25 protein-coding genes are annotated in these 23,239 nt (G+C 43.7%); 12 read left to right on the forward strand and 13 right to left on the reverse strand.

What is annotated here, in order from left to right; all coding sequences use genetic code 11:
• Nucleotides 1-140: 140 nt before the first annotated feature.
• Both ACM0OZ_RS42870 and ACM0OZ_RS42875 read right to left on the reverse strand, forming a co-directional pair.
• A complete protein-coding gene (locus ACM0OZ_RS42870) occupies nucleotides 141-503 on the reverse strand; it encodes a hypothetical protein (RefSeq protein WP_414588976.1) in 363 nt (120 codons plus the stop codon).
• A 727-nt stretch (nucleotides 504-1,230) separates the two neighbouring features.
• Nucleotides 1,231-1,515, reverse strand: a complete 285-nt coding sequence (locus tag ACM0OZ_RS42875; protein WP_414588977.1) for a hypothetical protein — start codon at nucleotides 1,513-1,515, stop codon at nucleotides 1,231-1,233.
• A gap of 858 nt (nucleotides 1,516-2,373) precedes the next feature.
• Between ACM0OZ_RS42875 and ACM0OZ_RS42880 the strand changes: the two genes are divergently transcribed.
• Nucleotides 2,374-2,658 (forward strand): hypothetical protein, encoded by a 285-nt coding sequence (locus tag ACM0OZ_RS42880; RefSeq protein WP_414588977.1) that lies wholly within the window; start codon nucleotides 2,374-2,376, stop codon nucleotides 2,656-2,658.
• Nucleotides 2,659-3,385: 727 nt separating this feature from the next.
• Nucleotides 3,386-3,748 carry a hypothetical protein gene (locus ACM0OZ_RS42885; RefSeq protein ID WP_414588976.1) on the forward strand — a complete coding sequence of 121 codons (363 nt, stop codon included), beginning with the start codon at nucleotides 3,386-3,388 and terminating at the stop codon, nucleotides 3,746-3,748.
• A 520-nt stretch (nucleotides 3,749-4,268) separates the two neighbouring features.
• On the opposite strand, the gene ACM0OZ_RS42890 is transcribed toward ACM0OZ_RS42885, so the two are convergent.
• Complete coding sequence (locus ACM0OZ_RS42890; RefSeq protein WP_414588978.1) at nucleotides 4,269-4,436, reverse strand: hypothetical protein; 168 nt, start codon at nucleotides 4,434-4,436, stop codon at nucleotides 4,269-4,271.
• Between the two features lie 623 nt (nucleotides 4,437-5,059).
• Here ACM0OZ_RS42890 and ACM0OZ_RS42895 point away from each other — a divergent pair.
• Together ACM0OZ_RS42895 and ACM0OZ_RS42900 are read left to right on the forward strand one after the other, a co-directional pair.
• Nucleotides 5,060-5,371 carry a hypothetical protein gene (locus tag ACM0OZ_RS42895; RefSeq protein ID WP_414588979.1) on the forward strand — a complete coding sequence of 104 codons (312 nt, stop codon included), beginning with the start codon at nucleotides 5,060-5,062 and terminating at the stop codon, nucleotides 5,369-5,371.
• Between the two features lie 34 nt (nucleotides 5,372-5,405).
• Nucleotides 5,406-5,903, forward strand: a complete 498-nt coding sequence (locus ACM0OZ_RS42900) for a hypothetical protein (RefSeq protein WP_414588980.1) — start codon at nucleotides 5,406-5,408, stop codon at nucleotides 5,901-5,903.
• Nucleotides 5,904-5,982: 79 nt separating this feature from the next.
• Here ACM0OZ_RS42900 and ACM0OZ_RS42905 read toward each other — a convergent pair whose 3' ends face one another.
• From ACM0OZ_RS42905 to ACM0OZ_RS42945, 9 genes are all read right to left on the reverse strand, one after another.
• Entirely contained in the window at nucleotides 5,983-6,486 is a 504-nt protein-coding gene (locus ACM0OZ_RS42905) for a hypothetical protein (RefSeq protein WP_414588981.1), read from the reverse strand.
• On the reverse strand, nucleotides 6,471-7,913 hold the full coding sequence (locus ACM0OZ_RS42910) for a terminase large subunit domain-containing protein (RefSeq protein ID WP_414588982.1): 1,443 nt from the start codon (nucleotides 7,911-7,913) through the stop codon (nucleotides 6,471-6,473). The genes ACM0OZ_RS42905 and ACM0OZ_RS42910 overlap by 16 nt, the downstream gene beginning before the upstream one ends.
• Nucleotides 7,879-8,259, reverse strand: coding sequence for a hypothetical protein (locus ACM0OZ_RS42915; protein ID WP_414588983.1), 381 nt, complete (start codon nucleotides 8,257-8,259; stop codon nucleotides 7,879-7,881). The genes ACM0OZ_RS42910 and ACM0OZ_RS42915 overlap by 35 nt, the downstream gene beginning before the upstream one ends.
• Nucleotides 8,260-8,320: 61 nt before the next feature.
• Nucleotides 8,321-8,599, reverse strand: a complete 279-nt coding sequence (locus ACM0OZ_RS42920; RefSeq protein ID WP_414588984.1) for a hypothetical protein — start codon at nucleotides 8,597-8,599, stop codon at nucleotides 8,321-8,323.
• Between the two features lie 23 nt (nucleotides 8,600-8,622).
• Complete coding sequence (locus tag ACM0OZ_RS42925; RefSeq protein WP_414588985.1) at nucleotides 8,623-11,820, reverse strand: primase-like DNA-binding domain-containing protein; 3,198 nt, start codon at nucleotides 11,818-11,820, stop codon at nucleotides 8,623-8,625.
• On the reverse strand, nucleotides 11,817-12,107 hold the full coding sequence (locus tag ACM0OZ_RS42930) for a hypothetical protein (protein WP_414588986.1): 291 nt from the start codon (nucleotides 12,105-12,107) through the stop codon (nucleotides 11,817-11,819). Before ACM0OZ_RS42930 ends, ACM0OZ_RS42925 begins: the two co-directional genes overlap by 4 nt.
• 319 nt (nucleotides 12,108-12,426) lie before the next feature.
• Nucleotides 12,427-13,095: a tyrosine-type recombinase/integrase gene (locus ACM0OZ_RS42935; protein ID WP_414588987.1), complete on the reverse strand. Its 669-nt coding sequence runs from the start codon at nucleotides 13,093-13,095 to the stop codon at nucleotides 12,427-12,429.
• A complete protein-coding gene (locus tag ACM0OZ_RS42940; protein ID WP_414588988.1) occupies nucleotides 13,092-13,394 on the reverse strand; it encodes a hypothetical protein in 303 nt (100 codons plus the stop codon). The genes ACM0OZ_RS42935 and ACM0OZ_RS42940 overlap by 4 nt, the downstream gene beginning before the upstream one ends.
• Nucleotides 13,391-13,657, reverse strand: coding sequence for a hypothetical protein (locus ACM0OZ_RS42945; RefSeq protein WP_414588989.1), 267 nt, complete (start codon nucleotides 13,655-13,657; stop codon nucleotides 13,391-13,393). Before ACM0OZ_RS42945 ends, ACM0OZ_RS42940 begins: the two co-directional genes overlap by 4 nt.
• A 342-nt stretch (nucleotides 13,658-13,999) precedes the next feature.
• Here ACM0OZ_RS42945 and ACM0OZ_RS42950 point away from each other — a divergent pair, with 342 nt between their 5' ends.
• The 8 genes from ACM0OZ_RS42950 (at nucleotide 14,000) to ACM0OZ_RS42985 (ending at nucleotide 22,591) form a co-directional block, all read left to right on the forward strand.
• The gene (locus tag ACM0OZ_RS42950) at nucleotides 14,000-14,197 is read left to right on the forward strand and encodes a hypothetical protein (RefSeq protein ID WP_414588990.1); all 198 of its coding nucleotides are present in this window, start codon (nucleotides 14,000-14,002) and stop codon (nucleotides 14,195-14,197) included.
• Between the two features lie 54 nt (nucleotides 14,198-14,251).
• On the forward strand, nucleotides 14,252-14,767 hold the full coding sequence (locus ACM0OZ_RS42955; RefSeq protein WP_414588991.1) for a hypothetical protein: 516 nt from the start codon (nucleotides 14,252-14,254) through the stop codon (nucleotides 14,765-14,767).
• A complete protein-coding gene (locus tag ACM0OZ_RS42960) occupies nucleotides 14,767-14,991 on the forward strand; it encodes a hypothetical protein (protein ID WP_414588992.1) in 225 nt (74 codons plus the stop codon). The genes ACM0OZ_RS42955 and ACM0OZ_RS42960 overlap by 1 nt, the downstream gene beginning before the upstream one ends.
• Nucleotides 14,992-15,081: 90 nt before the next feature.
• Nucleotides 15,082-15,921: a hypothetical protein gene (locus ACM0OZ_RS42965; RefSeq protein WP_414588993.1), complete on the forward strand. Its 840-nt coding sequence runs from the start codon at nucleotides 15,082-15,084 to the stop codon at nucleotides 15,919-15,921.
• A gap of 71 nt (nucleotides 15,922-15,992) precedes the next feature.
• Nucleotides 15,993-18,308 (forward strand): transposase-like zinc-binding domain-containing protein, encoded by a 2,316-nt coding sequence (locus ACM0OZ_RS42970; protein ID WP_414588994.1) that lies wholly within the window; start codon nucleotides 15,993-15,995, stop codon nucleotides 18,306-18,308.
• Between the two features lie 352 nt (nucleotides 18,309-18,660).
• Nucleotides 18,661-19,830, forward strand: a complete 1,170-nt coding sequence (locus tag ACM0OZ_RS42975; RefSeq protein WP_414588995.1) for a hypothetical protein — start codon at nucleotides 18,661-18,663, stop codon at nucleotides 19,828-19,830.
• A gap of 81 nt (nucleotides 19,831-19,911) precedes the next feature.
• Nucleotides 19,912-20,409 carry a GIY-YIG nuclease family protein gene (locus tag ACM0OZ_RS42980; protein WP_414588996.1) on the forward strand — a complete coding sequence of 166 codons (498 nt, stop codon included), beginning with the start codon at nucleotides 19,912-19,914 and terminating at the stop codon, nucleotides 20,407-20,409.
• Between the two features lie 109 nt (nucleotides 20,410-20,518).
• A complete protein-coding gene (locus tag ACM0OZ_RS42985; protein ID WP_414588997.1) occupies nucleotides 20,519-22,591 on the forward strand; it encodes a protelomerase family protein in 2,073 nt (690 codons plus the stop codon).
• Nucleotides 22,592-22,765: 174 nt separating this feature from the next.
• On the opposite strand, the gene ACM0OZ_RS42990 is transcribed toward ACM0OZ_RS42985, so the two are convergent.
• The coding region (locus ACM0OZ_RS42990; protein WP_414588999.1) for a hypothetical protein at nucleotides 22,766-23,239 on the reverse strand (474 nt) is incomplete at its 5' end.

Genomic DNA, 23,239 nt, shown 5'->3' on the forward strand with positions numbered 1-23,239 from the left:
CCGGAAATTAGTTGGAGGTGGGCTTATGCGATCGCCGCTTCGCCCTCCAATCCACTTTCACTGCTTTTACGGCATCGCACTAATGCTTACTGTAACAGGGCTAGCGGGATTTTATTTATCTGAAGTTGTCTTCTTTAAACTTATTTATCTTTTAAGATATCTTCTCTATAAAATTTCATCATAAACTTAGTTTCTTGTTCTCTGGCTCTATCTATATCGGCATTAATTCGGGTTTTTTCTTCAGCGGTTTTATCCATCGTCAAAATAACTCGATAAGCTTCAAAAACATAGTACACATCATCACTTAATTTGGCTTCATCTTTTTCGCGTATTCTTTGACCCAAGTAGAACGTTGAAAAAGCCGATAGACTACCTAATTTAGAATAGTCATTTGACTTTTCACAATCTTCAAACACCTCGTAGACTTGTAGAAGATAATTGCCGAAATAATCTTTAAGTATTAATGTTGCTGCTATCATTTTAAATTCTTCAATTGGACTCATAAGATTTGACGCTCCTATTTATTACATTTATTTGAAGGATTTTTCGATTCTTATTTATTGTTTCAGGCTGGAAACTATGCCCTATTGTAAGATTGCCACACCTGCAAGCGCGATTATCCCTTTTTAGGCGATCGCATCCCCACCTCTGTCACCACCTCCACCATTCGACCATCGGTAGCCACCCCTCAAGTATCAAGTTGTTTGGTAGCCACGCGTCGGTAGCCACGCGTCTACAGTAATTGAAATCGGTAGCCACGCGTTGGTAGCCACGCGTCTACAGTCATTAAGTTTGGTAGCCACCCCTCAAGTATCAGGTTGCTTGGTAGCCAGGCGTCGGTAGCCAGGCGTCCTCAAAGTGTTGATATACAAGGATTGCAAATTGGTAGCCACGCGTTGGTAGCCAGGCGTCTTTTGTACTACAAGCGTAGTATCTGTAGCGGTAGCCACGCGCAGGATGAGCTACAAGGCGTCTTACCTAGCTGAATGATGGACAGTTCATCCTAGTACCCTAGAGGCGTCTTGCTGGTGCAAATAAGCGATGGTTTCTATGGGCTGTTGGCATGGGTTTCTATGGCACGGTAGCCACATATAAACATGGGAAGTTAAGGACTAGTAACTAGTAACCAGGAATAACCAATACTCTTTATATGTGGAGCCTGGCTACGGACGGGTACGTAATATACGGGTACGAAGCATTCTACTGAAAGGAAGTTAGGATGAAATCACACTAACTACATTTAAGTGGAAAGTATCGACCGCTGTAGTACAAGTAGCAAATGTAGTGAGATGAGTTAATGCGAAGTCGGGCGAAGTGGTGTGGCGATCGCACAAAGAGGCAACCAGTGATGAGCTTATAACCAGTTATGGAATAGCGTAACGGGATTGTGTAATGTTCGGAACAACGTGTAATGTTCGGAGCCGAGTAGGAGGTGTGGCGGAAATGTTCGGGGTTATACTTGGCTACGCTCGGAGGCGGTGAGGCGATCGCATAAAAGGGCGATATCTGTAACACTATGTAGTAATTGTAGTAGTAAAAAACTGATGAGGGCTTGACAATGGCAGCAACTTATGAACGAGAGTAAGGTCAAAGTGGAGGTTGTGTTAACTAGTTATGATAAAAAGGGCGATGTGTAGCCATAGGACATAACTGGTTATTACAGACATAACGACATGGGTCAGGAGGTCGCAACTAGTTATTGCAGGCATAATGAAGTAGACGGGATATCGTGATGGAATGCGAAGACGCGAAAGCTGAAATCCTTATGCAGCAAGGATTACGTATATAACTAGTTATGCAAGCATAGGAATGTGCGTAACTAGTTCAATGCAGACATAACGAGATGCCATAACTAGTTACGCAACTATGAGAACGTGACATAACTAGTTAACCCAGACATAACGAGATGCCTCAAAAAATCATAACGTGTTTGTCCGGTAATCTAGATTACCGGACAAACACGTTATGATTTTTTGAGGCATCTCGTTATGTCTGGGTTAACTAGTTATGTCACGTTCTCATAGTTGCGTAACTAGTTATGGCATCTCGTTATGTCTGCATTGAACTAGTTACGCACATTCCTATGCTTGCATAACTAGTTATATACGTAATCCTTGCTGCATAAGGATTTCAGCTTTCGCGTCTTCGCATTCCATCACGATATCCCGTCTACTTCATTATGCCTGCAATAACTAGTTGCGACCTCCTGACCCATGTCGTTATGTCTGTAATAACCAGTTATGTCCTATGGCTACACATCGCCCTTTTTATCATAACTAGTTAACACAACCTCCACTTTGACCTTACTCTCGTTCATAAGTTGCTGCCATTGTCAAGCCCTCATCAGTTTTTTACTACTACAATTACTACATAGTGTTACAGATATCGCCCTTTTATGCGATCGCCTCACCGCCTCCGAGCGTAGCCAAGTATAACCCCGAACATTTCCGCCACACCTCCTACTCGGCTCCGAACATTACACGTTGTTCCGAACATTACACAATCCCGTTACGCTATTCCATAACTGGTTATAAGCTCATCACTGGTTGCCTCTTTGTGCGATCGCCACACCACTTCGCCCGACTTCGCATTAACTCATCTCACTACATTTGCTACTTGTACTACAGCGGTCGATACTTTCCACTTAAATGTAGTTAGTGTGATTTCATCCTAACTTCCTTTCAGTAGAATGCTTCGTACCCGTATATTACGTACCCGTCCGTAGCCAGGCTCCACATATAAAGAGTATTGGTTATTCCTGGTTACTAGTTACTAGTCCTTAACTTCCCATGTTTATATGTGGCTACCGTGCCATAGAAACCCATGCCAACAGCCCATAGAAACCATCGCTTATTTGCACCAGCAAGACGCCTCTAGGGTACTAGGATGAACTGTCCATCATTCAGCTAGGTAAGACGCCTTGTAGCTCATCCTGCGCGTGGCTACCGCTACAGATACTACGCTTGTAGTACAAAAGACGCCTGGCTACCAACGCGTGGCTACCAATTTGCAATCCTTGTATATCAACACTTTGAGGACGCCTGGCTACCGACGCCTGGCTACCAAGCAACCTGATACTTGAGGGGTGGCTACCAAACTTAATGACTGTAGACGCGTGGCTACCAACGCGTGGCTACCGATTTCAATTACTGTAGACGCGTGGCTACCGACGCGTGGCTACCAAACAACTTGATACTTGAGGGGTGGCTACCGATGGTCGAATGGTGGAGGTGGTGACAGAGGTGGGGATGCGATCGCCTAAAAAGGGATAATCGCGCTTGCAGGTGTGGCAATCTTACAATAGGGCATAGTTTCCAGCCTGAAACAATAAATAAGAATCGAAAAATCCTTCAAATAAATGTAATAAATAGGAGCGTCAAATCTTATGAGTCCAATTGAAGAATTTAAAATGATAGCAGCAACATTAATACTTAAAGATTATTTCGGCAATTATCTTCTACAAGTCTACGAGGTGTTTGAAGATTGTGAAAAGTCAAATGACTATTCTAAATTAGGTAGTCTATCGGCTTTTTCAACGTTCTACTTGGGTCAAAGAATACGCGAAAAAGATGAAGCCAAATTAAGTGATGATGTGTACTATGTTTTTGAAGCTTATCGAGTTATTTTGACGATGGATAAAACCGCTGAAGAAAAAACCCGAATTAATGCCGATATAGATAGAGCCAGAGAACAAGAAACTAAGTTTATGATGAAATTTTATAGAGAAGATATCTTAAAAGATAAATAAGTTTAAAGAAGACAACTTCAGATAAATAAAATCCCGCTAGCCCTGTTACAGTAAGCATTAGTGCGATGCCGTAAAAGCAGTGAAAGTGGATTGGAGGGCGAAGCGGCGATCGCATAAGCCCACCTCCAACTAATTTCCGGACAAACACGTTATGACCTATCTCGTTATGTCTGCGTTGTTTTATTGTAACTGGTTGTGCCATCTCGTTATGTCTGCAATAACTGGTTAAGGTATATCCTCATGTATGCGTAACTGGTTACGTTCGTACCCCTTGCTGCGTAACGGTTTCAGACTTTATCCTTACAACCCCGCACTACAACACCTCGCCTACTCTGGTATGTCTGCAATAACTAGTTATGTTCCTTGACTGCACTCCACTACCTTATCGTAACTAGTTAAGTCCGCGTCCTTTGTGACCCTGGTTTTATGCATGGATTTCTGCTACTGTCAAGCCTGTCGCAACATTCTTAATACTCAGTCTGCCAGTCGTTACTACTCATCTCGTTATCTTCCGTCGTAACTAGTTAGACTTCCATAACGAGTTTCCTGTCGCTTCCGCAAATGTGCATCCATCCCGTGACGATATTCTTGTAACTGGTTTTCCGTATCGTAACTGCATCATGCGATCGCATCCAACATCGCATCTCGTCGCTTCCAAAAACATCCCATCCCCTCCACCTTGTCGCATTTGTCGTACAGCACTACACACTGAATACTTCGCGTTCGTACATTACGGACTCTATACCAACCGTCAGCACCACAATACCAACTTTGTCTACCCGTCGCCACGTCGGATATATATAAGAGATATTAGAATTACATGTCGATATATAGGTTATTCATATTCCGGCTATACTCCCATAACTAGTAGATAGGGATGATGGCGACGAGAACTGCCTAACGAAACAACGCGCCACACTCGCCAGCAACAAGCCTCTAATACCGCCTATAGTACAATCCATCGTTCTGAGGGGTAAGCCGCCTTGTAGCTCATTCTGAACGTGGTGCCGCTACATACACTACAACTGTAGTACAACAATTGAGGTGTGGCGACGGACCAACGTGGCGACCAGCGTGGCGACGGACTAACGTGGCGACCAACGTGGCGACGGACCAACGTGGCGACCAACGTGGCGACGGGTAACTGAGGGGTGGCGACGGCTGAAACCCTTGCCCTGAGGGGTGGCGACCATTAATTAGCAAACACCATAAGCGTAAAGTCTTTCACAAGATTACTGAAAATGCATCCTAACTAAAGTATCTTGTAACTAGAGTTGACAAACATTTTGTGGTTAAGGATGGTGGTTCTTTATGGCAGTAAATAAGACCACGATTAAGCTATCTGAATTTTCTTCCATGTCTCAATCTCAGAGGAAGGAACGTGTAGATGCTTTATTTCAAGCTGCTACAAATCCTACTCCTGAACAAAGACAGGCTTGGGTAAAACAAGTAGGCGATGAGATCCAAGAGTACGAGTCTCGGTATAAAATGTCTTCGGATGAAATGCTCCAGGCTTTAGAATCTGGTCAAGCATTGAAGATTCCTGAGATTTGCACTTGGTTAACGCTTCTAAAGACTAGGGGTCAGATTGAACAGAAATACGGGGGTTCACGCTCCAAATAGATTTGCTTCGTATCAAGAGATTCATGAAACCGTTATGAATCAGTTCCTTGATACTGGTTTTGTTGTGGAAGATACCCTCTTGTTTGCCAACTGGCAAGCTCTTGACGCCAATCTTAGCGAAATCCCTCAGATTCGCTTAAGTGGAGAAATAGCGTGTTTAGGTAAAATTTTGATAACTGTAGACAAGTATTTGAATATTTTGGAAGGGTCTGGAGACAATTCTGTTGTCCAGACTGTTTCTTATGCTTACAATGTATCGATTCAAGGATGTGGGAATGTCTTTCGGTATGATAACCAAGATGACATTTTTATGCTTAACCTTGGGCATCCTGATCATCATCACAAACACCTATGCAATTGGAATACAGGAGATCCATTAGGGGAAGTTGTTTGGGTGGGTTATGATAACTGGCCAAAGCTAGATCAAGTTATCCGAGAGTCTGAAACTTGGTATTGGGAAAACCGCTCTAGTTTGATTTGTCCGAATGAACCTGCTGAAGTAGGCAGAAGTAGGTTTCGTTCTTCTTTTTAAGAGCTAAGGTTGCTGCCAATGTAATAACAAGATTCTTGGTGGTGTCACGAAAATTATGCAATGGATGAATACAATCGCGCTAAACAAAAAATCCCCCGTTACGGCTTGAGTTCTTGAACGGATTTCTGAAGGATTCTGATTTTCCTGACAAGCTACCCCCACCAATTGAACGTGAATTGAGCGCGTAAGACAAAGCTTTCACTAATATTTGCAAGCATTTATCTCGGTGTTTTGTACCAGTTCTTTCTCCTTCATAGAGAAACCTGTCATTGTCGTGTAGTTCTTGAAATTCATCTGTTAACATCGCGATGTCGTCCTCATCTCTGAAGTTTAAGTAGTAGCAATACCCTACTACTTGAGCGAAGTAATCATTTTTATTAATCCAAGGGTCACTATAAGATTTTAAACTCTGTGCTATTTGCTCTTTAGTCGAGTCCTTACCAAACCAAAGTTCATCATAAACAATTAACTTCCGTTCATCATCAACTTTACCTTTCAATATACAGGTATCTTCATAAGTGTAGTAACACGCGATCGCCTTGTTACGTTGGTAGGGAAATCGCTCATTCAAATAATATTCCATATTGATTCCTTTTCATTGATTGGAGATACAGTCAATGCAAACGTGGTAGCCATTACGCAGTCATCGTGCTTTCCATTAGCAGCCTCTAGCTTCTTTCCAGAACGTCGAAAATTAAGTAACTCCTCCGTTAGTGGGCTATCAACCGGAAACCTTAGCTTTCTTGATTCTAATGCCAATTGGAGAGTGCTTACCATAGCTGGCTTTGAGTCGCCTGATGTTCTTATTGCTTGAAAATTAATATTTTTATGCTGTTTAGTTAGCTGCTCCAGATAAAGGGTTCCCACGCCGCCAGTTGTTTCAATACCAACCGTTTTTGGCTCGTACTTGTCAATTAGCTTGCCAATTTCAAACAGGTGAAATTCGGACGTTTGTTGACGTTTTCGATAAAAAGTTACTAATGAATACTGACCGTTTTTGACCTTCAATACAACAGCCACACAATAATCACTTCCTGTTGTGCTGGTATCGATTCCAATGTAGTAATCAGCATCATTATCTATCTCATTTTCTAGCCTTCCGGTTGCACACTCCCGAACAATCTCAGCACTAAATACTGCTGTTTCCGCTTCAGTAAAGCTCAAATTGTACTCTTGCTGAATAGTTGCCCAAGACAGCTTTTGCTTTTGATGGATCTCCTCTAAGAAATTGGGATTACTGCCGTATATGGGATGCGATCGCCAATGAATCAGTACCTTACCCCATCCCCCATCATCCACCCAGTACTGAAACGGTTTGCTTTCACCTTTTGACGCTTGGTTGCAAATCAATTCGATATCTCTTCCACCATTACCATTGTTTAATAAATCCCAGTAGAAGCCTGCTCGACCGTTGGGAGTGGAAACAGCAAATACACGCGCTTTATCCCCTACCATCTGCATCGCTGGCGTGACCGAGTCAAAAACTTCCTTAGCTGTTTCCAGAAAAGCCAATTCGTCGAGAAAACAATCGACTACTGACTCAATTCCTCTAGCACTATCGGGTTTAGAATTTCGGAAAAGAATGCGACCATAACCCTGAATCTCAATATCACTTAAATTCTCTGTCGTGGTCTTCAACCCTAAACTGGCAATCATTCGCTTCATGCGACGGGCAAGCAGCGATGAATCAGTTTGGGTTTTTGAGAAGACCAAGCCAAGGTACCCAGGGTTGAGACAAGCTCGCCAGAGCATAAAGCAGGTAACGGTTTCGGAGATTCCAAGCTGTCTACTTTTGACAACGCATACCGACCTTTGCAACATCAACTGAACCAATTCTTCTTGGTAGGGGTAGGGGTTGAACGGTTTTACGTCCCCTCCCGACCTAATCTTCACCATCCGAGCAAAATCAGTCCAACACTCAGGGATTTGTAGCGTTTCGCCCTCAAGTTTAGTTTGTCTTCGTTGGACTCGCTTTTCAATCTGTCTGAGTTTCGCTGAAGTCAGTACCATCTAATAGCCTTTCTACTCGCTCTAGTCGTGCTTCTAGTTCCCATTCCCTAGATTTTTCCAGTTGAGAAAAAAGGACGCTGATTGCTGAAATTTTTACGCGATCGCTTGCATCTGGGTCAACAGCAATTCGCCGTAGTTCTTTAGCAGCCGCCATTGCTCCTTTGGCTACTTCGGCAATCGCAGCGCTATAAATTTGTTGAATGGCGGTTTGCAAGAGTTTTTGAAAGTCTTCATTTCGCCGCCATTTTTCAATCGCTGAAATTGAAACACCGACAGCATCAGCCGCCTGTTTGTTAGTTGCGCCTGTGGCAATATAAATAATTGCTTCATGCTGTCTAATGTTCAAGAAAATACGGAAAAGTAAGGTAGTTCTTTAATCTTAGCGTTTTGGCTGAAACGCAGGTATTTTATTCTAGAGCTTGTTTGAGCAACACTGAAATTGTCTTTGCTTCTGCCAAAGAAAGCTTAAATTCCTGAAGAACTTCGCGTGTGTCTACACAAATTTCTTTTAAGACAACTCCAGGTTTTTCGGGAAAATAGTTATAAAAGGGACTTTCATCATTGAACTTGGTACGGCAGACTTCCAGAATTAAATGCTTTTGTACCACAAGTTCGCCTCTTTTCTCTATCCGGGAAGCAATTATTAAACTTTCTTTACTGGTCTCGTACAAATTTTCGTCTGTCATATTTTGGATTCCAAGCTTAAACTCTAAAACATCCCTACCACATTTTGTTCCTTTACCCATTCACGAATCTTCGTCTTCGTAGAAGTCGGCAACAATTTAGATGCTTCCTTCATTGCATAGCTTGGGTAAATTGCCCGTAATTCTGCAAGCATCTGAGAATTTTCACAAGCCTCCAAGATGTCGGCTAGGTCTTGCAAGCTTTCCTGAGTTAACCACTGTTGCTCTTCCGACCTCATTTTTTCATTCTCCAAGGCATCCTGACGCGAATCGCTGTCTGGGAGCGACTGTCCACCCTGTCCACCCTGGTCAAGCACTTCCACTGGAGGGGTGGACAGGCTAGAACCTAGTTCTGGAGCGACTGTCCACCCTGTCCGCTCCGTCCCGCTGCCGGAAGACGCTTCCTCAGACATTGGATTGTTGAGTGACTCACTACTCACTTCTTCTTTTAAATTTTTCTTATCTAAAACTCCAGGATGGACAGATGGACAGGGTGGACAGTCGCTCTGGGAAAGACTTTCAGCCTGTCCGGGGTCATTTTTTACCTCCAAGGTGTCTTGGACAGGGTGGACAGTCGCTTCAGGACTAGGTTCTGGCGTTTTTGGTTGCCAGAAATCTTCAAAATCCATTAACCCTCCTTCTTCACACCGAGACTTTACACAGAACCACAATGGGTTCTGGTCGCAATTGTTTAGACCTGGCTCTGAAGAAACAAAAATATTCGGTAATGGGGCAATATTTTTCCAATGCGCGGGTATGCGTTCTCTCTTGCCATTAGTTACTGGCATCCATCGGCGGTCTTGGAAGTTGCGAGGTAAAACGGTTTTAAGGTGACTTATAAATTTGCTCATTCCCAATGGGGTGTATCCATGCTCGCGGCAATAAGCAACGTACCAATTGTGCATTTGATAATGCGGCACAAATTCAGAATCCTTGGAAGGACGCAAACACAAGTCAACAAAGCTTTTTGTAGAATCACCGTACAAAGCAGCGTCAAGAGCTAGGTTTATTGCTTGTTCGGATTCTGGTGGAGATAACAGAATATGATCGCGCTCCTCGCGGGGCATAGCTAAAGCCCAACTAATAATATCTGCTTTGGCGGCTTCTAGCTTTAATCGTAAGTCGGGGTCGGGCTTGACAGTCCTGCTTTTTACTGGTATTGGGTAAGCACGACGTATCCAACCATCACCAGCGTTTTCAATTTGGAGATGGTCAACAGATGCTAACCAAAATCTCATGTACCATTGTTTGCTGTACGCAACTGGGTTAAACAACGCACGTCCCGTCATTGGACCATTGTCCACTAGCTCGTAAAATGTTTTGACTCCTTGTGCATAACCCCCGACATCCGGGAAACCAAAAATCCGTTTCCCGGTTAGGTATTGGTGACGACCTTCCGGAGACACGAGATCAGAGAACAACGCTGCACTACCGGAACCGTCTTCACCAAACAAGCTACTCCAAAACCGTCCCAGAGTCCCCTTACCCCCACCAGATTGTCCGATTAAGTGAGGGAACCTGCCGTAAGGGGCAGTCGGGTCTAAAAACATACTAGTGAATGCCCGAATAACTTCGAGCATCTCTTCACCAAACGATTCTGTAACGAAATGCCGAAAGACTTCGGGACATGATTTATTTGGCTCATAATCATAAGGAATAATATTTGTAAGAAAATATTCCTTGCTGTGTGGCATTTGTTCTCCAGTTCTCAGGTCAACAGTACCGTTGCGGAACCCAAGCAGGTGTGTATTCGTTGGCAATGGCTCTGGACGCTCCAACCGTTTCCTGACATATTTAAAAGCTGATTCTGTATGACCGTTAGTTCCATATGGCTTGCTGACTTCGTAGCCGTACTTTGGATTGCCAGACAACTTAAATGCTTTTTCGCCAGCATCCGCAATTAGGGTGAGTACGCGGGTCTCCGGTTGGTACTGCCAAAATTGGTCAGTGTCCGACCATCGAAAGAAAGCTGAGTTAATTACCCGCCAATTTTGGGCACTACTAAATTCACGATGGTAAACCCAAGTATCAAAAGCTGTAGCAGTTACGCAATTTTCAAATGGCAACCCCATCTGCTTGCACACAGATTTATAAGGAGATTCTGGATTTGTCGCGTCAACGGATGGAGTAGCACTTTCACCTAAATCATTAATTTCATCATCAAACTCAGAATCAAACTCATTTGAGTTTCCTTGCTGATCCAGTCGTGCATATTCAATTTGCTCGATAAGCAATCTTGCCAACTCATCTCCATCCATACCCAATGCCACAGCGTCAACGATATCTCCTTTGTGACATATTTTGGAGCAGATATCCTTTATTTTGATTGGAATAAATGGAACTTCGCATTTTGCAGCATACGAAGCTATCTTCTCGGATTTCTTGGTTCCTGCGTCATCGTTGTCGCAAAGATGAGCAACGACAAACTGGCGTTCACCCATTCCGGATTTGATTTGAGTAAAGATGTGTGTCCAGTCTTTTTCGCTAGCGCTGCCCATTGCAGTGATACCAGCTAATCTTTCTGCTCTGCCAGCTTCTGTAGCCTTCTCACCCTCATGGGACAGGATTACTGCCACCTTATTCTTATCAACAGTTAGCGCGGCTGATAAAGCTTCTCCTTGCCGATAAGCTCCCCAAGAACACTCACCTTTATTCCATCGGATTTGTCCTGTTTCATCTGTGCGACAAATTGCAAAAGTTTTTTCGTATCCTTTTTCGCTGGCTTGACATGGTGCTTCATATCGAAGTACTTTCTTGGAGTCGCCATAGTCATAACTTGTAACGATTATTTGCTTTAGTTCCTGGTCAGTGCAGCCTTTGCCTTGGGCAGATAGCATTGCTAGCACTTTCTTATTGGGTGCAACTTGTGGTGCAGCAGGTTGCGGAATGTCGGCAGGTACTTCAGGTAATCGAACAACTGTTAACTCGCCTTGTGGTAAAGATGCGGGAACAATCTTTGGCTTAGCAGCGGTTTGACTTTTCATTGTTCGATTACCTGAAGTTTTGTTATTTTTTTGTTCGTTTAAAAATTCAGCCAAAGGCTTCAGCGCTTCCCGGACATCCTTGTTTTCGCATCCGCTAAAGCATTTATACTTGCCCGTTGTTAACTGTATTCCAAGGTTGTTTTTACCACACGCTGGACAGACGTACTTGCCTTTTTCTCTGGTTTCTTCGAGTTGCTCCAAGAAATTGCGGATATCAAAAAGCTGAGTAAAGTTACTCATGCCGCACCCCCTGTTTGGATGAGTGCCAGCATGGAAAGCGCTAAATCGCCTGTGTAGCCTAGCTTTTCAAGGTATTCGAGGCAGTCAGTGAGGCGTTGCTCCTCGACTAGGGAAGCGAGTTTACCGCAATTATAGGATTGTGATAAATCTTTTGTAGGGTGTGTACTATTCTGTAATTTTTCTGATACAATACTGGTATTCGACGCAAAAAAATCGGTCTGAACCTTTGGAATCGCCCTTTGGCTGGGGCGATTTCTGCTTTTATATAGTTTCCGTAACGTTGGCACAGCGCACTCCTTTGGTTATCGTGTGATTCCCAAAAGAGGTGTACGTGTCAATTTTGAGCCAAATTTGATAGGATAGTCTGATAGATTTTTATAACGTTTTTTTCCCGAAGGAACGTTTTGGCTGCTGTTATGACATCGGCTGAACCCCTTTCGGGATTTTTAATATCTCAAAAATAGTACAAATGCACGTCTGTACACGTAAGTATCATTTTTGAGGCGTACTTAATATTAGGATGTTTTTTTTCTTTTCGCAACTGGAATTGGTAAATTGAATGTTCGGTTGCGTCTGGTCGTGCAAGCAGGTATTGAATGTATGCGTTCAATGTTCTTTTACTGAATCTCTTAAGATGCAAGATGTAGAGCTTACATCGGGATAACGATATTTCCCGATGCTCCCACCTTCGACGGGAGAAAGCATCGATAATGCCGCGATCGCTCCCCGTACCTGTGACGGTTCCACCTCCAAATACTTTTGCAGCTGCTCTAAGTTTCTGTGTCCGCTGACTTCTTGAATCACTCTAAGGGGAATTCCCGCGTTAGACATCAGAGTTAGCGCGGTTCTCCGGCAACTATGGCTACTTGCCCCAACAATATCCACCCTTTGACACGCTTCTCGAAAAATTGCAGCGGCAGAGTCCTCATGAATGTGACCTCGACCCCATCGACCTGGGAAGAGATAACCGTCAGCAGTTTGTGGTGGCTTGTAAGCTTCTAGGTAACGTCGCAAGTCATCCAGCACGGGAATGGTGCGGGTAGCAAGTTTCCCTTTAGTATTCCCTTTGCGGATAATCAATTCAGTTCTTACCCTCCTTTTTGAGTCGTACACGTCCTTAATTTTCAGGGTTACGCATTCTTTGACCCGACACGCGGTGTAGAGCATTACAGCACACAGGGTTTTGTCCCTAGCAGTAAGCAATCCCTCGGTAAATAACCGCTGGATTTCTGAGGAGGATAATACCTTTGCTTTACCATGTCGGTCAATCTTCACGTTTGGGGGAAAATTCTGATTAGTTGTAGAAGTATCGCTTCAAGACTTTGCAAAGCAGCATTGGTAGTCCTTTGATGCTCCTCAAAATTACGCTGGTGTTGTTCAAAATTGCGTTGATGTTGTTCTGTACTGTCCCTTAGTTCTTGAACAACATCGTCCAAAACCGCGCTTCTGGCTAGTACTCGATTAGCGCTTTCCAGAAACATATCTAACTGTGTTTGTGTGTCAGCTTGTCGTTGCGCCAATTCTGTTATCAATTCACGGATACTTCTGTCATCCTCAATATTGTGGTTCGTCATCCCTCAGCATCTCCTCCGACTACTTCGTTCCATATAGCGGTAATTTCTTTTTCTATACCTGAAACTGTTAATTGTTCATTTTTAGATATCAGTCTATCTATCGCTTCACCTTGTAAAATTAATCGCTCAATTTGCGCTCCTTCGTTACGTCCTTTGCGTTCAGCCATTGACGACAGTATTTGTCTAATGCCTGAGTCCAGTTTGTAGTTAACTCGGTCTACTGGTCTAGTGCGTTTCGGTCTACCCACAATTTTTGCTGTCATCTCTTTTTCGATTAAACCTCAAAAACGTTACATATACATACGATATCTGTACGAAAAGATTATGTACAGATGAAAAACATACGTTGATTTTATATATATGTACAAAATACATAAATAATCGATATAAGTTTCGTATGTACAGAAAACATATATTTGATTTATCTTGGTGAATGTGAGCGCTAAACGAGCGCAGTAACCACAAACCAAACTTGAGAGTGCATTGGAACTCCCCCGAGAAACCATAGGTGGTTTTGGCGCAAGCATCTCGACTGCCATGCTTGCAACAACCCCACGGTTGTCATGAGGGTGATTCTCCCTCTTAACAGCCAAAGGAACGAACTCATGAATATCAAGCATTTCAACCCAAAGACAACCTCAATGATGGATATCTTTGATTACTTAGGCAAGTCACCCGATATGGTGGTACGACTGCAAGGCAATGAGCAAACACTGACTTACGAGCGAGTAAATGATGAGCGCGGATTCATGAAAGCAGTGCGAGTACAGGAAACTGGCGAAACTATTCCCTTGCCTTATTGAATTTAAGGGCGTTTCACAACGCCGTCATTCTACATCCATAAATGAGTAACTACTATGCCACGCAAGAAGAGAGAAGCTATTCCCGAGTCCGAGCCAATCTCGGTTTTACACGGACCGGTTGAGCCTGAGGTTGAGACTGAACTAATAAACCCGCCGATAACTGAACCACCAGATGAATTGGCTATAGACCCTGAATACTGTGCTAGAGACTTCCTCACAGCTACCTTGCAATCAGCACAAGCATCCATCTCACAGTTGTTTGAAAAACAAGCCGAGCTAACAGGTACACAAGCTGCTGACGCTGTATTTGATGCTTTTGAATCTGCCTTTATCTCCCGTCTAGAAGCCCGTCTACAGCCCTTTGTAGACGTGCTTGTACCAGAGATTAGGGATTCACACGCTCAACTCCAAGAGCGCACTACAGCAAGGGTAGAACGCCGTCTATCTGCCTTTGACCGACTCAAGCAGATAGCCGCGATTGTAACGGATGAATGTAGGCTGTTGCCTCCGGTCACGGCTGTTGGGGAATTTGTGACGTGGGAACCTATAGAAGCCAAGGAGAATGACTAATGCTTACTCATCAACAAATCGACATACTCGAATCCGCTTGGGAAATTCTTGATAAACTCCGCAACTGTCGAGACTTCAATGAATCCCATGACTTGACTATCTCTGATGGTTGTAGGGTGCTGTCTGACTTTCTTGATTATCAGCACGATAAGGAGCGCTCAACCCGCGACCAAGAGCCTGCAATCATATCTTTTGCACATCTTGAATCATTCAACAATTTTTAAGAGGGCGCGATCGCTCCGACTACCAATCTGAGCGATCGCCCTCTAGGTTCTGCAAAGCCCCATAAAGAGCTACACATAAGGATTATACCAATGCCAAGAGCAAAACAATCGGGTTCCTTGACAGGTTCCAAGCATTTCAAGAAACCCAAAGACACCTCGCCTTCTACACCACCATCCACACCGGATTCTACCCCCACACCGGAACAACAGACCGATGCGAGAGCAAGAGAAAGGCTGAAAGACCGATTTCAGCAAACAGCCCAAACAGTGGGGAATGCAGCACACGCTGTGGGTAATGGGGTGAAGGCAGTTAACACCGCTGCTAAAACTGTCCGGCGCGGTTTTGCTGGCGGTAGCTCAATTGTGACGAATTCCTCAACCGATTCGCTAAAACAAGCAGTACAGATTGCCCAACAGTATGGCGTCGGGGAAATTGACATTAAAGAGATGTTAGGCACTGACCCTTACAAGGCAGATGCCGATATTCCAGAGATGAAAGCAGTAGACGCTAACCGAGAAAAGCTCAAAATCCAAAGACAAAACAACGCTTTGGAGGTGCGTCACGAGAAGATTAAACAGGGTCGCAAAGTGGTACAAATTGCCACGGAGCAACGTAAGTTTATTGGAGATTTTGTAGACTTTGCAACTGCTGGCATTGAGACAGCAACTAAGGTTGTCAAGAATCAGGTTGCAGACACCAAATATCAAATTGAGCAATCCAAACTTGAGCAAACAGAAGAACAGCTTATCCAGCAACAGATTGCCACTCAAGGCACTCTTAATCTAACTGCTGGCATTGAGGAGGAATGGTCACTTAAGTTCCAATCTCAACAGGCGAAAAATGACCGACTCAAGCTTGAGGTAGAAGGGTCTATCCAAGACAATGAGCGCAAACGTGAGGAACTCGAAGCCAGATTGCTTGAAAGCTAGCCTGTAGTGTGCGTGTAGTTAGGATGAAATCATCCTAACTATATTGTTGAAGTTTTAATCCTGGAGAATATATGTCGATCACGTTTAAATCTGCATCCAATGCAGTGTCTATTGTTGCGGGACTGCTTTGCCTGGGTGGGGTATTAAGTTGGCTCAAAGCAGATACGGCTGTTAAACCCTACGCCCTAAACATTGCCCTTAGCGCGGGTGTCTTAGCCGCTGGTAATCATTTATCTAGCCGTTGGTATGAGCAGTTAGCGAACGACCAATACAGAGAGAATGCCGAGAGGATGAAGAAAAAGTATGCTGACATTAGCGGCAAGCATGACCAACAGGTTGCATCGTTGGCTGAAATCAAAGCCTTGGCAGAACAGCGAAGCCAGCAACTTGCAATCGTCACTGAAGAACTACAAGCCAAAGATAGAGCGCTTAAGCTATTGCAAGATAATTTAGGCAGGATTAAGGCTGAATTTGAGGCTAAAGGGCGTGAATTAGACGCGAAGCTCCAAGAGGACGATAGTCGCTATCAAGCTTTCCTAAGCGAATTTAAAGGGCAATTGGTGAGTGATTTAAGTGAACGCATCTACAGCGTATACAACCAGCTTTCTGACAGTGTAGAAGCGAGGTTACGGCGTGAAGATTACCAAGCCATTCACGAGAATCTACAACAGTTTTTTAATTCGCTTGAGCCGTCGTACAAGTTTCATTGCAGCCTACTGGATGAAATTACCAACTTAGACGGTACAGCATCGGAAATTCTTACCAGTGCTGTTGACATCTACCATCAAGTGAATGATGAGATTGCCGCGCTCAGGGTTCGATTCCGCAACCTGTTAAACATAGACGAGCGCCGCGCCCTGGAAGATGCATACACTACGCTGGCAGATTATAGCAAGAAATTTACCCCCATTAACAAAGCTAAGGATGTCCTCCGTGAATACGAGGACTTTCAGAAAAAGCAGCTAGAGAACTTGTACAACTCCATCAGCGAGAATGACAATTCTCTAGAAGAGATGAGGGCGCAGGTGAACGACTTACTTAACCAACTGGACGCCCAGCACCTCAAAATTGCCCAACTTAACCAGCAGATTATTGACCTCAAGAAACCTTTGAAGTGGTCATTGGCTCAATCACGGGAACTACAGATTGGGAATCTAATTATTGAGTACTTCTGGCAAACGGGTATTTACTTAGACCGTACTCATAGCCAAGGGGATGTGTATACAGTCAAATTATTTTTCCAGATAGACCGCAATAGTCGTGCGATTGTAGCAAAGGAACTCAATGAGCATAGTGAAGCACTACAGACTTATTGCCGTGTCCTTAAGCCTGTGGCGTTTAACTGGGATGCTGACATTGCTTTAATGAGTGCCACAGTGGCACTGAAACAGAAACCTGTCGAACCTCCAAGTGATAAAGACATCTACCGCATCCTTGAACCTGCTGAGAACTTCGGAGCAATCATCCGTAAATACCATAACCACAAAGAAGGGGGTAAGCCCACACTCAGGGTTATGGGTGGCACGGGTGGAGGCAAGTCATTGGCTACTAAGGTCATTATCAAGAGCTATGTTGATTCTGAAGATGGTTGGGAGATTCGCTTAAGTGACCCAATGGACGGAAGTGAAGAGGATTATTGGGACATTGCCAAAGTTGCGACTGATGACCGGACTGCCAAGAAAGCTTTTGCGGAATTCGTGAGAGAGTTTGACGCCCGGAGCGTAAAAGCTTCACTTTTCCCACAACAGAAGCTTTTAGGGATTTTCGACGAATTCGACAAACAACACGACGAGGATGATAAGGAAAATGCCAAGAGGGTATGGACTGCTATTAGGCATCACAGCATGAGACTTGTTTTAATGGGTCAATCGTCCCAAGTAGGCGCAAATGGTTGGCAGTGGGATGACATGAGGAATTGTACTTTGCTTTTTGTAGGTGACGCGGTCATTACTGCTACCAACAAGTACAAAGAGCTAGGTTGGGATTTGAAAACCAAGAATCGCATAGACCGGGAGTACAGACAGATATCGGAGTGGATGACTGCCAAGAATACAGATGAGGAACTACCACCAGAGAGTCAGTACAGGCTAGCCTTGCTTGTTTGTGGTTCAGTCATTAAGTTTTTGGAGATACCCAAAGCTGTTATTGGGACTATCGACAATGGGCGGTCATGGATAGTATCAAAGCCTTGGGAGTTTAGCAACGCCGATTGGGTAGAAATTGAATCTCTTGTCGAGGTGATGACAGCAGTCAAGTGTCCCCACTGCGGCTCAAGTAGCTGGAAGAAAAACGGTAAAGATAAGGCGACTAGAACCGTACAGCAATATAAGTGCAACGATTGCAATAAAGGATTTAGTCATTTAGACGTATTTCCTAACAGTAATTAGAAAAAGATAGAATTCCGGCTAATCCGGCTACGTGTCGGGCTAGCCCGATTTTCAGCCCGACACAGCCCGACACGACGCTTGAAACCCTTGATTTTACCTGTCCGGCTAGCCCGTCATTTTTTCCTATAGGGGGTACAGCCCGATTAGCCCGATTAGCCCGAAAAGGCATGATTTTCTATTAGTTGAATTGCAAAAGCCAAAAAACACAGTTTTTATGTTGCCTTCAGTTACTGTTACAAACTACCTGACTTTTCTCCTAATAGTTGAATTGCAATAGAAGGACAAGTCTTGCAATTACCCGTATTTCTACGCGTAGTACGCGCACACTACAACTAAAAAAGGATTATCGAGAATGAAGACTTCAAACAATGGAACCAAGCCTACACAAGACTTACAACAATTTGAACTTGTAAGTTCATTACCTGAAGATAGTGACAAAAAGAAGAAACCGCGTGAGTCAAAGAACCCGTTGATCAATTGCTCTATGGTGCTGGATGCTGGAAGTAAACGTATTAAGTCTTTGCTCAACAATTATCCCAATACCATCGACAGCATTTACAAAGAAGTTAAGGGCGAACTACCTTCCGGAATGGCAGGGTGTTTCCGTTACAAGAATAAAAACTACGCCGTAGGACGCGGTTGTGATGCCGTTTTAGGCGAATTGGTAGAGGCACAGAAGGATAACAAAATCAAAAAGCTGGATATTTGGCTGCTAGGCGTCTTAACCAGTGACCCCGATTTCTTAGATGAATTACTGGAAGACAAAAGGAACCGCTACAAATCTAAACCTATTCGCCTGGGTATAGATATTAAACTACTGTCCTTGTCTAGTAACAAACAGGGTGAGATTGTCAAAATACTACAAGGAATAGAGAACTTTACTTATCGTGGTCGTGAGTTCACTATCGAGTTTAAAAACCTTGATTCAGAGTTCATTTATTCTGAGGGTTATGGTGCTGCACTAACTGCTAGGAAGCTTTTAAGTAAAGAAGTTAATAGCTTTTCGATTTTAGATTTAGGTGGCGGTACTCTAACGCTAACTACTTATAAAATTGGTCGAAACCTACCCAAGGTAATCAACAGAAGCGTCGCTTCTGGTGGGGGTATGCAAGACTTGGCTCGTCAGATTTTTATTAGCTTGAATAAAACAGATATTGGAGGTGAAACCAAAAGTCTAAACAGTATTTTTGAAGCGCTCAAAGCCTGCCGAGCGGATGAAAATAGTCAGTACGTAGTACCTTATCGCGTTGGAAACAAAACTGAAAATATCACTGAGAGTGTATTGGATGGTATTAGTAATTGGATAGCTGATAACCCTAGCATTTCGGATATCCTGACTAAATCGAGTCAAGTCATGGTTAGTGGTGGTTCTGTCTTTGCGACAGGCGGAGGCTTTGCATCAAAAATTATTGGCGATAAACTTCAATCGCTTATTACAAATGTTGTTAATTACGGGCAATTTCAAATACTGGAAAACCCGGATGTCATAAATGTTTTAGGAATGAACTGTCTCGATCAATAAAACAGAAGACACTGGAAAAATTATTGGCTTCCAGTGTCTTATCTAACTCCACATCCATACATAGAAGGAATCTCTACTATCATGTCACGCTTTCCAAAGCGCTACGAGTACCGTGACGACCACGTTCCAGGTTATGTTTACCTCATTGAAGCCATCAACGTAACGGGCATAATTCCCGGCAAGCTTATTCGTCGTTGCAAAATCGGACTCTCGCGGAATCCACAACTACGGTTGCAGAACTTCATAGACAACCAGCCTCCGTGTGACTTCCAAATCATCAAAGCAATTTACGTTCAAGATATGGCAGAGGTAGAGGACACATTACATCACCAGTTCAAAAACTGCAACATCAAACTGGAAAAATCACGGGAGTGGTTCGATCTGAATCCCTGGCAATACACTAGGGTCATTTGGGCGTTTAACCGATACGAATCACATCGATTTAGCTTTTCTGACTTGCCCAAACAAGCCATTCTAGGCGGATTGATAACGCTCCTAGGCGTTGGAATACTTATCGGGCATACAATGCGACCAACTCCGCAGGCTCAGCCGTTCGTTGATACAGAGCAAGGACGATAAGCGCGTGTAGTCAGGATGAAATCATCCTAACTACATTTTTGTAACTAGTTATTGCCAAGACATAACTCGTTACGATAAGATATAACTAGTTAACAAGAGGGGGAGTGAAATGAGCAAAGCATTACAAGCAAAGATAGACGAGCTTTTTGAGGCAACCAAAGACCTCATGAGCTTTGAAGAAATTAAGCCTTATTGTGATCAGTTCAATGAGTGGCTGAACACAAGCACAAGCTATAGCACCAAAACTTTAGGTACTAAATTAAGTGCATACAGCTTTTATAAAAAGTTCAAAAGTTTACCACTAGAACAGGGTAAAAACGCTGATCTTGTTGCCAAGTGTGACGGTGAAGGCAACGTTAGAGGGCAAGAGCTAAAGCATTATGTACTATTGCTCTGCGGATTAGACAAAGACCAATGGAACGAGCGGAATCAAACTACGCGAGTGATTGACCGTCTAGAAAATAATAGAGAGATAGACCCCGACAGTTATTTAGAAGTTACTGGGCGGCTCTTAGCTAGTGACGTTGCTCACGAGTTGGCTGTTGGTTTGATTGCCGCGACTGGTAGACGCCCTCATGAAATCATCGCCCGCGCCAGGTTTACTGCGATTGAGGGCAAGCCTTATCATGTGATGTTTGAGGGACAAGGCAAAAAACGCGGCGATATCCCAGTGTTCGAGATCCCCACGCTGTACCCTGCTGACTATGTAATCAAAGCTTTGGCTCGACTAAGAAAAAATCCAGTCAATCAATCATTGCTAAAGCAGGTTAAGGAGCAGTTCCCCGAAAGTGTGACCAGACAAAACGTGGAACTTGACAATAGGCGTGGACAGCCGTTGCGCCGTGTTGTCCGTGCTTACTTTGGAGATAAAGGACAGGAGACGCCTGTTTTACCATTTCGCCACGGTGAGGAGCAGGACAATCCTAAAGCGCTGCGTGCTGCATATGCAGCGCTAGCGACAGAGCGAGATATTAAAGGAGGCTCCGGCGCAAAATTGCTGTATGCTTCTAGAATTTTAGGACACTACACGCCAGCAAAAGAAGACGATAGAGGGCTTAAAACGTTAGGAACATCAATCGGATACGGCGATTATTTTGTTACTAAACCAGTGAGGTTTGTTGAAGTGGAGACAGAAAAATTAGGCAATGTTAAGGCGTTCGCATCAGACCTAGAAAAAGTTAAGGAACTGCAAAAGACTAAGGGACTATCCTCACAGCAAGCTGCTCTTCATTGTTTACTAGAATCTGCGGATCGCAGTCACTCAATCGAGCGCCAATTGATTGAGGCACAGCAGAAAGTTGTTCATTTGCAAGAAGTCGTAACCAGTTATAAAGAACAATTAACTCAAGTACACCAAGAGAACCAACAGCTTAAGGAGAAATTGGAGAAAATCATGAGCCAACAACCACAAACATCTATCATCGAACCTTCTACAGTAGAAGCAACCGCATCCGATGACCGCATCAACAAGCTAGAAGCACAGACAGCACGGCTAGAGCAGATGATGCAGCAGATGATGGAGATGATTCGCCCAACTGTAACCGCAACCAAACCACAAGAGGAACTGCCAACAGTACTACAGGAGAAAGCAGAACCAACCCGCAAGTTGCCTGAGCCTAAGCAGGATATCGATTGGGAATCTATCCCAAACGACCAGCTAAGAAACATGAAAGTAGCTGGCGCAGTGGAGGAAAAGATTTATCGGGCATTTCGTGCGATCGCCGACTATAACGACAACGCACCAAGCAACAATGACCGCTGGTACATTGGCAGTGTCACCTTAAGTTCTGTCTCAGGATGCAACAGGCAAGCTGTAGGGGATTGGGTCAAAACACATCAGTTAACTGTTGATGACCATAACAACAAGCACGGGCTAGGACAGTACCACAACAAGCGTCATAAAGGAGTTGAGATTACGGATTTGGTCAAGTTGTGGGAAAAAGACCAACCGTCGGACGCACCAAGAGCCAAAGTTACCCCTATCAGCAAATCTGAGAAAATCACCAAGCTTCCAACGACGGCAACAACCTTGGATATTATCGATTACTTGGGTAGCCATCCTAACGAGAGCGTTCAAATCAAGGGTGATGGCAGAGCGTTGACCTATGAGCGAATTAATGACGAGCAAGGACACATGAAAGCAGCTCGTATTGTTGAGACAGGGGAAGAAATCCCAGCGTAGCACCCTTCCATCTTGTCAGTAAATGCCACCCCATCGTTCGAGGGGGTGGTTTTGCGTTTCATTTAGGCGATCACCCTTTTAGAATTAGGGTTAGTCCCGGAGCGACTAAGACCCCATCAAAAAACCTCACTAGTAATTAGTGAGGTTTTTATTTATTTAAGCTTGTTAACAAGTTTACATATTATTACTGAATGTATCTATCACCTTAATCAGGATATTTAGCCTACTTTCTCTTGACTTTCTTATATCATCTTTTTTCAGATTTTCTTGTTGCATTTCCAGATTTTCTTGTTGCATTTCCAGACTAGCTTGTTGGTATTCTTGTTGCATTTTCAGAACAGCTTGTTGGTATTCTTGTTTCATTTCCAGAACAGCTTGTTGGTATTCTTCTTCCTTTTTCTGTTTCTCATTGAAATATTTCACTCCAATCATAAACAGAGATAAAGATACAAAACATACAAATATTATTGGGTAATCATTAAGCCAATTAAACAAATTTTTTCCAGCAGAAATTAAAGCTTTACCTGCATCTCCTAACAAATGGAAAAATGCTAAAAACCCAGTTCCTAGCCAACTTGTGAGATTACCGAAAACAGAAATTAAAGCTTTACCTGCATCTCCTAACAAATGGAAAAATGCTAAAAACCC

The organism is Scytonema sp. PCC 10023, assembly GCF_963920835.1.
Taxonomy (GTDB): domain Bacteria; phylum Cyanobacteriota; class Cyanobacteriia; order Cyanobacteriales; family Nostocaceae; genus Kalymmatonema.

What these genes read in the sequence shown, in the direction of transcription:
- ACM0OZ_RS42870 (WP_414588976.1), bottom strand. Translation starts at nt 503, where the DNA reads ATGAGTCCAATTGAAGAATTTAAAATGATAGCAGCAACATTAATACTT.
- ACM0OZ_RS42885 (WP_414588976.1), top strand. Translation starts at nt 3,386, where the DNA reads ATGAGTCCAATTGAAGAATTTAAAATGATAGCAGCAACATTAATACTT.
- ACM0OZ_RS42890 (WP_414588978.1), bottom strand. Translation starts at nt 4,436, where the DNA reads ATGCGACAAGGTGGAGGGGATGGGATGTTTTTGGAAGCGACGAGATGC.
- ACM0OZ_RS42895 (WP_414588979.1), top strand. Translation starts at nt 5,060, where the DNA reads ATGGCAGTAAATAAGACCACGATTAAGCTATCTGAATTTTCTTCCATG.
- ACM0OZ_RS42900 (WP_414588980.1), top strand. Translation starts at nt 5,406, where the DNA reads ATGAATCAGTTCCTTGATACTGGTTTTGTTGTGGAAGATACCCTCTTG.
- ACM0OZ_RS42905 (WP_414588981.1), bottom strand. Translation starts at nt 6,486, where the DNA reads ATGGAATATTATTTGAATGAGCGATTTCCCTACCAACGTAACAAGGCG.
- ACM0OZ_RS42910 (WP_414588982.1), bottom strand. Translation starts at nt 7,913, where the DNA reads ATGGTACTGACTTCAGCGAAACTCAGACAGATTGAAAAGCGAGTCCAA.
- ACM0OZ_RS42920 (WP_414588984.1), bottom strand. Translation starts at nt 8,599, where the DNA reads ATGACAGACGAAAATTTGTACGAGACCAGTAAAGAAAGTTTAATAATT.
- ACM0OZ_RS42925 (WP_414588985.1), bottom strand. Translation starts at nt 11,820, where the DNA reads ATGAGTAACTTTACTCAGCTTTTTGATATCCGCAATTTCTTGGAGCAA.
- ACM0OZ_RS42940 (WP_414588988.1), bottom strand. Translation starts at nt 13,394, where the DNA reads ATGACGAACCACAATATTGAGGATGACAGAAGTATCCGTGAATTGATA.
- ACM0OZ_RS42945 (WP_414588989.1), bottom strand. Translation starts at nt 13,657, where the DNA reads ATGACAGCAAAAATTGTGGGTAGACCGAAACGCACTAGACCAGTAGAC.
- ACM0OZ_RS42950 (WP_414588990.1), top strand. Translation starts at nt 14,000, where the DNA reads ATGAATATCAAGCATTTCAACCCAAAGACAACCTCAATGATGGATATC.
- ACM0OZ_RS42955 (WP_414588991.1), top strand. Translation starts at nt 14,252, where the DNA reads ATGCCACGCAAGAAGAGAGAAGCTATTCCCGAGTCCGAGCCAATCTCG.
- ACM0OZ_RS42960 (WP_414588992.1), top strand. Translation starts at nt 14,767, where the DNA reads ATGCTTACTCATCAACAAATCGACATACTCGAATCCGCTTGGGAAATT.
- ACM0OZ_RS42965 (WP_414588993.1), top strand. Translation starts at nt 15,082, where the DNA reads ATGCCAAGAGCAAAACAATCGGGTTCCTTGACAGGTTCCAAGCATTTC.
- ACM0OZ_RS42970 (WP_414588994.1), top strand. Translation starts at nt 15,993, where the DNA reads ATGTCGATCACGTTTAAATCTGCATCCAATGCAGTGTCTATTGTTGCG.
- ACM0OZ_RS42975 (WP_414588995.1), top strand. Translation starts at nt 18,661, where the DNA reads ATGAAGACTTCAAACAATGGAACCAAGCCTACACAAGACTTACAACAA.
- ACM0OZ_RS42980 (WP_414588996.1), top strand. Translation starts at nt 19,912, where the DNA reads ATGTCACGCTTTCCAAAGCGCTACGAGTACCGTGACGACCACGTTCCA.
- ACM0OZ_RS42985 (WP_414588997.1), top strand. Translation starts at nt 20,519, where the DNA reads ATGAGCAAAGCATTACAAGCAAAGATAGACGAGCTTTTTGAGGCAACC.